This window comes from Planktotalea sp., from assembly GCF_049680325.1.
In the GTDB taxonomy this organism is placed as follows: domain Bacteria; phylum Pseudomonadota; class Alphaproteobacteria; order Rhodobacterales; family Rhodobacteraceae; genus Planktotalea.
In genome coordinates this window covers 1-10,042 of the sequence record NZ_JBAUHO010000154.1, presented here as the reverse complement: position 1 = coordinate 10,042, position 10,042 = coordinate 1, and the positions used below count along the sequence as shown (strand labels likewise).

Sequence of the window (10,042 nt, the reverse complement as noted above, 5' to 3'; positions counted from 1 at the left end):
TGTCACCCTTGCCCTGATTGGACTTGCGCGCATCCCACATGACCTTTCGGCCAACAACCTGAGACAGGCTGAGACGCGTGCGTAACTCATCTAGGAAACCAGGGGGTAGACTCATTGCGGCAGTATCCGCCTTGCCATCGCGAGAGTCCAGTTAGCCTTTGAAGGCTTTGCACTGCTCGGCAAAAGAGGTCTGAACGTCGCCCTTCAGATCATCATCGCTCAAACCATACACAAAGCTGCTTAGATAGGGGATCATCTGCAAATGATTGGTCTGGCTGTCGTCATATTGCTCTGCAACTGCAAGCATCGCGTCTGTTTCATCACTGCCTTTGATACGTAAATCCGCGATTTGCTGGCTCGTACTGGCAAGCTCGTCGCAGAACTTGTCCTTTTTCGACTGCGCAGCGGCTGGCATCGCGAAAGACGCAGCGAGAATGGCAATAAAAGTCAAACGGATCATACGACAGCTCCCTGGTACTCTTTGCGCTTTCACATAGGGCATGAACGCTCAAAAGTCACCCGCGCGCGTCAAAAAGGTCCATCGCGCGGGTAATTTCATGCACCATTGTTCCAGCCATGGATCGGAACGATAGCATCCTGAAAGACGCATTGCCTGTGCGCGTGATATGAAGCGGCAAATGCCCCAACTGAGTGCGCGCGCAATGCCCGCGCTTGAACACGCTTTGGCGCAGATCGAGCGGTACAAGCCGCGCCAAGACATCAACACTGGCGTCGCCTTTCAGCTCAAGCGCGCACCAAGCATCGCTTTGATCCGTCACCGCAGCTAGTTTTGACAGGGTGTCAGGAACATCCAGTCCAAGGGCCAGAAACTGGCCTTGGCTGAACCAGACAATTTCCTGCCCCGCTTTCCCGTTCGATCGCCCGACATCAGGCAGGCTGACCCCCAGCGCTTTTTCTACAGCGCTTTCTTGCCCCTTGAACGGTGCAATGGATGTTGCGCGGCCCAGCGCGAGCTCATTCAGCTCTGCCGCGCCTGTGGCATAAGGCAAAAGCCCCTCTGCCGGAGAAATTTCTAATAGATCAGCCACGGGTTTTGCCCCCTTCTGGATCATGCACGACGGGATCATGGATTTCGCACAGGGTTTCAATGCCGCGCATATGATCGACGAGCTTTACAGTTTGCCCATGGCGCGCGCGTCCGTTCTTGAGGAATCCAATTCCAAGGAAGGTGCCCATCGTCGGCGAAAACCCGACAGAGGTTACATAGCCTTCGGAATTGATCCGCGTGACTTCGGCCTCTGGCGCAAACAAATGCGCCCCTGCAGTAAGCTGTTTGACCGCCCCTATAGGCTTGAGACCGACAAGCTGCTGGCGATCTTCGCCAAGCAAACCGGGCCGCCCGGCCATGGTTTGGCCGATACAGTCCTTCTTGCTCGAAACCATCCGCTCCATTCCGATATCAAAGGCAGTCACCCGCCCGTGAATTTCCGCATGGGTGATAAAGCCCTTTTCGATCCGAAGCACGTTTAGCGCTTCCATCCCGTAAGGCCCACCGCCCAGCGCCTTGGCTTGCTCGCACAGGCGCTCGAACAGCGACGCGCCATACCGCGCAGGCACCGCGATTTCATAGGCATGTTCGCCCGAGAATGAAATTCGGAACAATCGCGCATCGACATTGCAGACCTTTACATCGCCGCAAGCCATGAAAGGAAAGGTTTCGTTGTCGATAGCTTTGTCGAGCAAAGCGTTCAGGACGTCGCGCGACTTTGGCCCCGCAACTGCAAACTGCGCCCATTGCTCTGTCACCGAAATCATCGACACATCAAGCTCGGGCCGCAAACATTGATGCACATATTCCAAGTGGCGCATCACCTGGCCCGCGGCTGCGGTCGTGGTCGTCATCACATAATGCGTATCCGACAAACGTGCGGTGGTGCCGTCATCCATCACATGCCCGTCTTCGCGCAACATCAAGCCGTAGCGCACGCGCCCCGGCTTCAACGTGCTGAAAGTATTGGTGTAGACGAAATCGAGAAAAGCCCCTGCGTCTGGTCCCTGAATGTCGATCTTGCCCAACGTGCTCACATCACAGACGCCAACACTGCTACGCACCATATTCACTTCGCGATCACAGGACTGACGCCAAGTGGTTTCGCCGTCGGTCGGGAAATAACTCGGACGATACCAGAGCCCCGCCTCGATCATCGGCGCGCCGCGCGCAACCGTGCCGTTGTGCGACGTGGTAAGCCTTTCAGGCGCGAACCCCTTGCCCTGCGCCCCCGCGCCAATGGCCGCAATCGGCACAGGCGTGTAAGGCGGGCGGAACGTCGTTGTGCCCGTTTCGGGAATACCGCGCCCGGTGACATCGGCCAGAATAGCCAATGCGTTCACGTTAGAGTTCTTACCCTGATCGGTTGCCATGCCTTGCGTGGTATAGCGCTTCATATGCTCGACCGAACGGAAGTTCTCTTTCGCCGCCTGTTTGACATCCTTCACAGTCACATCGTTCTGGAAATCGAGCCATGCGCGCCCGGTGCCGCCAACCGCCCATAGCGGTGACATACGCACAGGCGCATCCTCGGCCTCTGGCAAATCTGCAGGCTTGCCCTTCTTGCCCAGCGCCTCAAGGCTCTGCATTGCGGCGGCTTGCCCCTCTAACAAGGCTGCGTGCGTTGAAAAGCTGCCCTGACAGGCCCCCGCTGTCAGCATTCCGGGAATAGCCCCGTCACGCGGCACAAAGCTGGCAATGTCTTCGCGCCATTCAGGGCGCCCGTTCATGTGACACGTCAGATGAACCGACGGGTTCCACCCCCCTGACATAGCAAGGCATTCGGTAGCGATCTTCTCTGTGCCGCTTTGGGTGCGAATGGTCACAGATTCCAGCCCCTTGCGCCCGCTTGATCCGCAAACCTCTGCGCCCGTAAATATCGGAAAATCTCCGCTGACCTTCGCGTCATGGCGGCTATCCACCAATGCGGCCACATGCACACCCGCAGCACGCAAATCATGGGCTGTGCGATGGGCATCATCGTTATTGCCAAAGACCACAACATTACGCCCTGGTGCCACGCCCCAACGGTTCAGATAGGCGCGCACAGCGCCCGCCGTCATAATCCCGGGGCGATCGTTGTTCTGAAAGGCAACAGGACGCTCCAACGCGCCCGCCGCCAGAATGCTGCGTTTGGCAACGATACGCCAGAAACACGCGCGCGGCGCACCTGTGTCACTCACACGTTCCAACGCGCCAAAGGTGCCTTGGTCATAGGCGCCTGTTACTGTCGTGCGGCGCATGATGCGCACGTTGTCCATTGAACTCAGCTCTGCGATCATCGTGGCGGCCCAGGCATGCCCCGCTTCACCACCAACGCTATGGGTTTCGGCCAACAGGCGTCCTCCCGCTTGGCTATCCTCATCCGCAAGAATGACATCAGCTCCGGCGCGCCCGGCTTCAAGCGCGGCCATAAGACCAGCAGGCCCTGCGCCAATGACCAACAGATCACAAAAAGCAAAGGCGCGTTCGTATTGCGCGCTATTGGCAGTGCCGCTCAAACCACCCAAACCCGCAGCGCGTCGGATCGCTGGCTCGTATATCTTCTCCCAAAAGGCACGCGGCCACATAAACGTCTTGTAATAAAAGCCCGCGCTAAAGAACGGCGCGGCCAGATCATTTATGCCCAGCGCGTCAAAGCCAAGCGAAGGCCAGGCGTTTTGCGAACGCACCTCCAACCCTTCAAAAATCGCTTGTGTGGTTGCACGCACATTTGGCTCTGCATCCGCGCCGCGCTTGATCGTGACCAATGCGTTCGGCTCCTCGCTCCCGGCAGTGAGAACCCCGCGCGGGCGGTGATACTTGAACGAACGCCCCATGAGACGCACATCATGCGCCAGCAAGGCCGAAGCGACCGTATCGCCCGCAAACCCCTGAAAGCGCGTGCCATCAAAGGTAAAGCTTACAGGGCGCGTGCGGTCAATCAGACCCTTGTTCTCAACTCTCATGCGCTGGCCCTTTTCACATCTTTGGCCAGAACTGTTTCCAGCACCTCATGACTGACTGTATGACGCGTCACCACAATCCAGGCCGCACAGCCTGCTTCGTGCTGCCACAGATCGCGGGTTACGCCGGCAGGGTTATCACGATTATGAACGTAATCATCCCAAGCCTGCTCTCCCGCGTCAGGATCAGGACGCTGCAAGGCCACCGCATCCCCTACATAATAGAACTCGCGGCGATCCCTCTCGCCGCACACAGGACATGTCAGACGCATAGCATCTCCCCCCGAGCGCGCGCGCCCTTCATTTTGCCAAATAAACTCTCGCCGAAGGCTCCCATACGTTCAAAGCCCCCTAGTGTAGATTGTGTTGAGAGCCGGTGCCCTCTTCATCAATCAAGCCAGTCCCTGTGCGGAATCGATCAAGGCGGAAACCCGTCGCTTCACTGTGATGATTGCCTGTCGCAATCAAATGCGAAAACACCGAGCCGGATCCGGGCACGGCCTTAAAGCCGCCGTAGCACCAGCCAGCATTGATGAAGAGGCCCTCCACAGGGCTTTTATCAATGATCGGACTCCCGTCAGGCGTCATATCCATGATCCCCCCCCATGACCGCAGCACCTTGGCCTCGCCAATCATCGGCATCAACGTCATGCCCGCTTCCATCACATGTTCTTTCATCGGCAGATTGCCGCGCTGCGCATAAGAGGCATAAAAATCCAGATCACCGCCAAAGACGAGACCGCCCTTGTCTGACTGGCTAATGTAGAAATGTCCCATGCCAAAGCTGATGACATGGTCAATCACGGGCTTTAACCCTTCGGTCACAAACGCCTGTAAAACATGGCTCTCGATCGGAAGCCGAAGACCAGCCATTGCGGCGACCTGCCCGGAGCGTCCCGCAACCGTCATGCCGATCTTCTTTGTCTTGATCGCCCCGCGCGATGTCTGCACGCCCGTCACTGCACCATTCTCGATGTCGATACCCGTCACTTCACAGTTCTGGATGATATCAACGCCGCGCATATCAGCGCCGCGGGCAAATCCCCAAGCTACAGCATCATGGCGCGCGGTACCGCCGCGCGGATGGAGCAACCCTCCGTAGACGGGAAAGCGCACATTGTCGAAATCAAGGTATGGCAGATGTTTGCGCACCCCCTCACGATCCAGCAAGATCGCATCATCGCCCTGATTGACCATCGAATTCCCGCGCCGCACAAAGGCATCGCGCTGCCCGTCAGAGTGAAACAGGTTAATCAATCCGCGCTGGGAATGCATGACGTTGTAATTCAGGTCTTCTTCCAACCCTTCCCAGAGCTTGAGAGAATGGCTGTAAAACTCTGAGTTGCCGTTCAGGAAATAGTTGGCGCGCACAATCGTGGTGTTACGCCCTACGTTGCCGCCGCCAATATAGCCCTTCTCCAGAACTGCGATATTCGTCAGCCCGTGGTTCTTTGCCAGATAATAGGCTGTAGATAGCCCATGGCCACCACCACCGATGATAATCGCATCATATTCAGGCTTAGGTGCAGGATCACGCCAATGCGCGCCCCAGCCCTTGTTGCCTGTTAGCCCTTCTTTGAGAATGCGTAGTCCAGAAAACCGCATTAACCCGCTCCCCCCCCATTTCAGGTACAGACCTAAGCGGGTTTGCGGAGGACGCGCAACGCCTCATCGACATTGCGCGTCGTTTTTTTTCTTTCTGCTGAAATCTTGCGCAAGATTTTTCCTAGAGACCCTTCGCACGATAGCTTGCTGCTACTTTCTGGATCGACACCAGATATGCGGCCGTGCGCAGGTCTTCCACGTCATCGCGTTCATGCCAGACATCGCGCATGGATTGATAGGCAATGCGCATCGTATCATCGAGGCCAGAGCGCACCAGCTCCAACTCATCCGCGCCGCGCAGATATTTTTCCTTGAACCCCGGGGAAAGCTGCCAACCCAACCCTTTGTCAGAACTCAGACGTTCCAGTTCGTCGACAACGAGCTGGTGACGCCCTTCTTCCTGACGGCGCTGCATGCGGCCAAAACGAATGTGCGACAGATTTTTCACCCACTCAAAGTAGCTAACAGTCACACCGCCCGCGTTGGCATACATATCAGGAATGATAACAACGCCCTTCTTACGCAGAATGTCATCTGCGCCCGCCGTAACCGGACCATTTGCCGCCTCGATAATCAGCGGTGCCTTGATCCGCGCGGCGTTGGACAGGTTTATCACCCCTTCTAGCGCCGCAGGGATCAGAATATCGCACTCGGTTTCAAGAACCGCTGCTCCGTCCTCATGGCACAGGGCATCAGGATAGCCGCTAATGCCGCCATGCTTGGTGATCCAAGAGCGCACAGCCTCTACATCAAGGCCATTCTCGTCGTGCAGCGCGCCATCGTGCTCGATAATGCCCGTGATCTTCGCACCATCTTCTTCGCTTAGGAACTTGGCCGCGTGATATCCCACGTTACCGAGGCCCTGAACGATAATGCGCTTGCCTTCCAATGTGCCGCTCAGGTTCGCTTTCTCGAGGCCACGCGCGTCACGGAAGAACTCGCGTAGCGCATATTGAATGCCCCGCCCCGTCGCCTCGACGCGCCCGGCGATACCGCCTGCGTTCAGCGGCTTGCCCGTCACGCAAGCCCGTGAATTGATATCGGTGGTGTTCATCCGCGCGTATTGATCGGCGATCCATGCCATTTCGCGCTCGCCCGTGCCCATGTCGGGCGCAGGAACGTTCTGCGCGGGGTCAATCAGATCGCGCTTAATCAGCTCATATGCAAAACGACGGGTGATAAGCTCCAGTTCGTGTTCTTCATATAGGCGCGGATCAATCCGCAACCCGCCTTTGGAGCCACCGAAGGGCGCTTCAACCAGCGCGCATTTATAAGTCATCAACGCGGCCAGCGCCTCAACTTCATCCTGGTTAACGCCCATTGCAAAACGAATACCGCCTTTCACAGGCTCCATATGTTCAGAATGTACCGAGCGATATCCCGTAAAGGTTTCCAGCTTGCCACGCAGGCGCACACCGAAACGCACTGTATAGGTTGCGTTGCAAACGCGGATCTTTTCCTCAAGCCCCGGTGGAAGGTCAATCAGCGCGACCGCGCGGCTGAACATCATATCCACGCTTTCACGGAAACTAGGCTCTTTATTGGATGTCATTTCATTCTCCCAGGTTGGCGTGCATCTCTTTCGGACGCACTGTTAACGCGAGCCTATGACAAAAAAGTTAACGGATGCGACTAAATTTGGACAAAGCGCAGTTAAAAAAACTTCGATTCCTTTCAAATGAGGCCGATCTGACCTCGTAAAGACGCCCATCACCAACGAAACGGAAACAATCAAAATCCTGTGAATAGATTGTTCATTCTTTCGTGAAAAGGGGCACGTTATCTCCTGTTTTGCGCCGCATTTTCGCCACAAGATTCAAGCAAATTCGATCTCGGATGTTTACGCACAGAATGTGCTTTGCGTTGGGCGATTAGAGAAAGGACCGATCAAATGCGGTATAAACTTCACCTTACCGGCCAAGGGCCGACTAAGGGTAACGCTGAAAGGCGCTCGCCCTTCTGTGCGTTCAAAGAAGAAGAGGATGGCAGCCTCGTCATTTTCGCCGTCTTTATGGTGCTTATGATTTTGACGATGGGCGGTATCGGGGTTGACCTGATGCGCTCAGAACGAGATCGCACCGTTCTGCAGCATACTTTGGACCGTGCGGTCCTTGCAGCGGCTGACCTGGATCAGGAACAAGCGCCGGCAACAGTGGTCAATGATTATTTTGAAACTGCTGGGTTGGATAGCTTCCTGTCTAACGTCTCTGTCGATCAGGGCCTCAACTACAAAACGATTGGTGCAGAAGCGCAATCCATCACAACGACTGCTTTCATGAAGCTGGCTGGCGTGAATACACTGAACGCGGTCGCGGCTGGTGTCGCGGAAGAGCGTATCGCCAACGTCGAAATCTCGATGGTTCTGGATATTTCCGGCTCTATGGGCACGGGCAGCAAGATGTCGCAACTGCGAACAGCTGCAACGTCCTTTGTGAACACGGTTCTCAGCCCGGCCAATCAGGACTTGGTTTCTGTGTCGCTTATCCCCTACTCACAGCATGTGAACGCGGGACCGCTTATCTATAACGAGCTGAACACAAACCACCGCCATGACTATTCCCACTGTATCGAAATGGCAGATTCTGCTTATGACGAAACAGAGCTGGACCTGAGCACAACATACGATCAGATGCAGCACTTCCAGTGGAACTACTCTGGCCAGAACACGCTGACTGACACAATCTGCCCGCGGTATTCTTACGAGACCATCACACCATTCAGCCAGAATGCCGCCGCTTTGAACGCACAAATCGCGCAACTTCAGCCACGTGCAGGTACCCAGATCTTTATGGGTATGAAATGGGCTGCAGCGATGCTGGATCCAGCGTTCAACCCTGTCGTGGATGCACTGGCACTTAGCAATAACGTCGATGACGCGTTTGACGACCGTCCTGCTGCATTCAACGATCCTGAGACGCTTAAAACAGTAGTTCTCATGACCGATGGTGAAAACAGCTCGGCAGCACGCATTTCGTCCTGGGCCTATGACTCGACGTCAGATTACTACCACTGGAGCCGCTACAACCTGTGGTACTATCTTGCTCGCTATGTCGGATGGAACCAGCGCAGCAGCTACTACTACGAAAAGTACTCTGCAACCCAAGGTGATGCTCTGCTCGAAAACATCTGTGATGCAGCCAAAGACGAAGGAATTGTCATTTGGTCCATCGGATTTGAAGTCAACGATCACGGCGCGGACGTCATGGAAAACTGCGCCTCTTCACCCAGCCACTTCTTCCGGGTTGAAGGCATCGAAATTTCCGAAGCATTTGACGCGATTGCGCGCCAGATTAACCAGCTGAGGCTCACACAATGAAACAGCTACTCAACAGACTTCTGCGCTTTCGCAATGCAGAGCGTGGCAACGTCACTATCGAATTCGCCTTGGTGTTTCCCGTATTCATCTTGATCCTGACCTCCAGCATCGAAATGGGCGTCATCACTATTCGCCAGACATTGCTTGAGCGAGGGTTGGACATTGCAATGCGTGAAGTGCGTATCGGAACGGGAGCACAGTATTCCCATGACGAAATTCGCGACATGATTTGTAATGGCGCTGTCATCTTTGATGATTGCCAGGCCAACCTGCGCCTGGAGATGATCCCGAACGATCCACGTTCCTACACCCTCCTGCCCGACGCAGTTGACTGTGCACAGCAAGCATCAGGTGCATTGGATGTGATTAATCCGGTTCGTCATTTCGAAATGGGTTCGTCCAACGAATTGGTCATGGTCCGCGCCTGCATGCTCTACGACCCGGTATTCCCGACGTCCGAGTTGGCGTTGGAACGCACCAAGGACCACAATGGCAAAAGCGCGCTTGTCGCTGTTTCGGCCTTCACACAGGAACCGAGGTAATCGATATGAAAACGTTCATCCTGTCAAAACTTCGCAGCTTTGCGAAAGACTCCAAGGGAAGCGCCGCAGTTGAAGCCGCGATCATCTTTCCTGCCATCTTCTGGGCTTATGCCGCGACCTTCACCTACTATGAAGCTTACCGCGCGCAAACCGTTGCAGAAAAAGCGGCCTATACGATCAGCGATATGATTAGCCGTGAAACGCTGCCGATCACGCCCACCTATATGACGAATGCTCGTAACATCTATAAGGATCTGTCGGGTCTAAGCCCGGGGGAAACTGCGCTGCGCGTTACATTGCTGCGCTGGGATGGTGACCAGAACAAGTTCAAGGTGGATTGGTCACAGCGCCGCGGCGATATTCCTCGCCTTCGGACACGCGATGTAGGTGACTACGACGAACTTCTACCGACTTTGATCGCAAACGAGCGGATCATTCTGGTGGAAACAGCGTCTGACTACGATCCTGCCTTCAGCGTTGGCATTTCCCCACGCATCATCGAGACCTTCGTCTTTACCCGCCCGCGTTTCGCGCCTCAGATTGTCTGGGACAGCAACGGGTAACGCCTTTGGCATTAAAGAACAAACGCCGCGTCGAGCATGTCTCAACGCGGCGTTTTTTATTG

General features: G+C 55.5%; 9 protein-coding genes. 3 read left to right on the top strand and 6 right to left on the bottom strand.

Annotated features, from left to right (window positions below; translation table 11 throughout):
• Nucleotides 1-151 precede the first annotated feature (151 nt).
• From WBC85_RS07230 to WBC85_RS07205, 6 genes are all read right to left on the bottom strand, one after another.
• The gene (locus tag WBC85_RS07230) at nucleotides 152-460 is read right to left on the bottom strand and encodes a hypothetical protein (RefSeq protein WP_424434548.1); all 309 of its coding nucleotides are present in this window, start codon (nucleotides 458-460) and stop codon (nucleotides 152-154) included.
• A 55-nt stretch (nucleotides 461-515) separates the two neighbouring features.
• Nucleotides 516-1,049: a sarcosine oxidase subunit gamma gene (locus WBC85_RS07225; RefSeq protein WP_424434545.1), complete on the bottom strand. Its 534-nt coding sequence runs from the start codon at nucleotides 1,047-1,049 to the stop codon at nucleotides 516-518.
• Complete coding sequence (locus WBC85_RS07220; protein ID WP_424434542.1) at nucleotides 1,042-3,957, bottom strand: sarcosine oxidase subunit alpha family protein; 2,916 nt, start codon at nucleotides 3,955-3,957, stop codon at nucleotides 1,042-1,044. The genes WBC85_RS07225 and WBC85_RS07220 overlap by 8 nt, the downstream gene beginning before the upstream one ends.
• Entirely contained in the window at nucleotides 3,954-4,226 is a 273-nt protein-coding gene (locus WBC85_RS07215) for a sarcosine oxidase subunit delta (RefSeq protein ID WP_424434539.1), read from the bottom strand. The genes WBC85_RS07220 and WBC85_RS07215 overlap by 4 nt, the downstream gene beginning before the upstream one ends.
• Nucleotides 4,227-4,305: 79 nt before the next feature.
• Nucleotides 4,306-5,559 (bottom strand): sarcosine oxidase subunit beta family protein, encoded by a 1,254-nt coding sequence (locus WBC85_RS07210; RefSeq protein WP_424434536.1) that lies wholly within the window; start codon nucleotides 5,557-5,559, stop codon nucleotides 4,306-4,308.
• A gap of 121 nt (nucleotides 5,560-5,680) precedes the next feature.
• Nucleotides 5,681-7,111 (bottom strand): Glu/Leu/Phe/Val family dehydrogenase, encoded by a 1,431-nt coding sequence (locus WBC85_RS07205; RefSeq protein WP_424434533.1) that lies wholly within the window; start codon nucleotides 7,109-7,111, stop codon nucleotides 5,681-5,683.
• Between the two features lie 339 nt (nucleotides 7,112-7,450).
• On the opposite strand from WBC85_RS07205, the gene WBC85_RS07200 reads away from it, so the two are divergent.
• Genes WBC85_RS07200 through WBC85_RS07190 form a run of 3 tightly spaced genes read left to right on the top strand, consistent with a single transcriptional unit; the run spans nucleotide 7,451 to nucleotide 9,980 of the window.
• A complete protein-coding gene (locus WBC85_RS07200) occupies nucleotides 7,451-8,875 on the top strand; it encodes a pilus assembly protein TadG-related protein (RefSeq protein ID WP_424434530.1) in 1,425 nt (474 codons plus the stop codon).
• A complete protein-coding gene (locus tag WBC85_RS07195; protein ID WP_424434527.1) occupies nucleotides 8,872-9,417 on the top strand; it encodes a TadE/TadG family type IV pilus assembly protein in 546 nt (181 codons plus the stop codon). The genes WBC85_RS07200 and WBC85_RS07195 overlap by 4 nt, the downstream gene beginning before the upstream one ends.
• Nucleotides 9,418-9,422: 5 nt before the next feature.
• Nucleotides 9,423-9,980 (top strand): TadE/TadG family type IV pilus assembly protein, encoded by a 558-nt coding sequence (locus WBC85_RS07190; RefSeq protein WP_424434524.1) that lies wholly within the window; start codon nucleotides 9,423-9,425, stop codon nucleotides 9,978-9,980.
• Nucleotides 9,981-10,042: the final 62 nt, after the last annotated feature.

Excerpts from the sequence above, each read along its gene's own strand:
- WBC85_RS07230 (WP_424434548.1), bottom strand. The coding sequence starts at position 460 with ATGATCCGTTTGACTTTTATTGCCATTCTCGCTGCGTCTTTCGCGATG.
- WBC85_RS07220 (WP_424434542.1), bottom strand. The coding sequence starts at position 3,957 with ATGAGAGTTGAGAACAAGGGTCTGATTGACCGCACGCGCCCTGTAAGC.
- WBC85_RS07215 (WP_424434539.1), bottom strand. The coding sequence starts at position 4,226 with ATGCGTCTGACATGTCCTGTGTGCGGCGAGAGGGATCGCCGCGAGTTC.
- WBC85_RS07210 (WP_424434536.1), bottom strand. The coding sequence starts at position 5,559 with ATGCGGTTTTCTGGACTACGCATTCTCAAAGAAGGGCTAACAGGCAAC.
- WBC85_RS07205 (WP_424434533.1), bottom strand. The coding sequence starts at position 7,111 with ATGACATCCAATAAAGAGCCTAGTTTCCGTGAAAGCGTGGATATGATG.
- WBC85_RS07200 (WP_424434530.1), top strand. The coding sequence starts at position 7,451 with ATGCGGTATAAACTTCACCTTACCGGCCAAGGGCCGACTAAGGGTAAC.
- WBC85_RS07195 (WP_424434527.1), top strand. The coding sequence starts at position 8,872 with ATGAAACAGCTACTCAACAGACTTCTGCGCTTTCGCAATGCAGAGCGT.
- WBC85_RS07190 (WP_424434524.1), top strand. The coding sequence starts at position 9,423 with ATGAAAACGTTCATCCTGTCAAAACTTCGCAGCTTTGCGAAAGACTCC.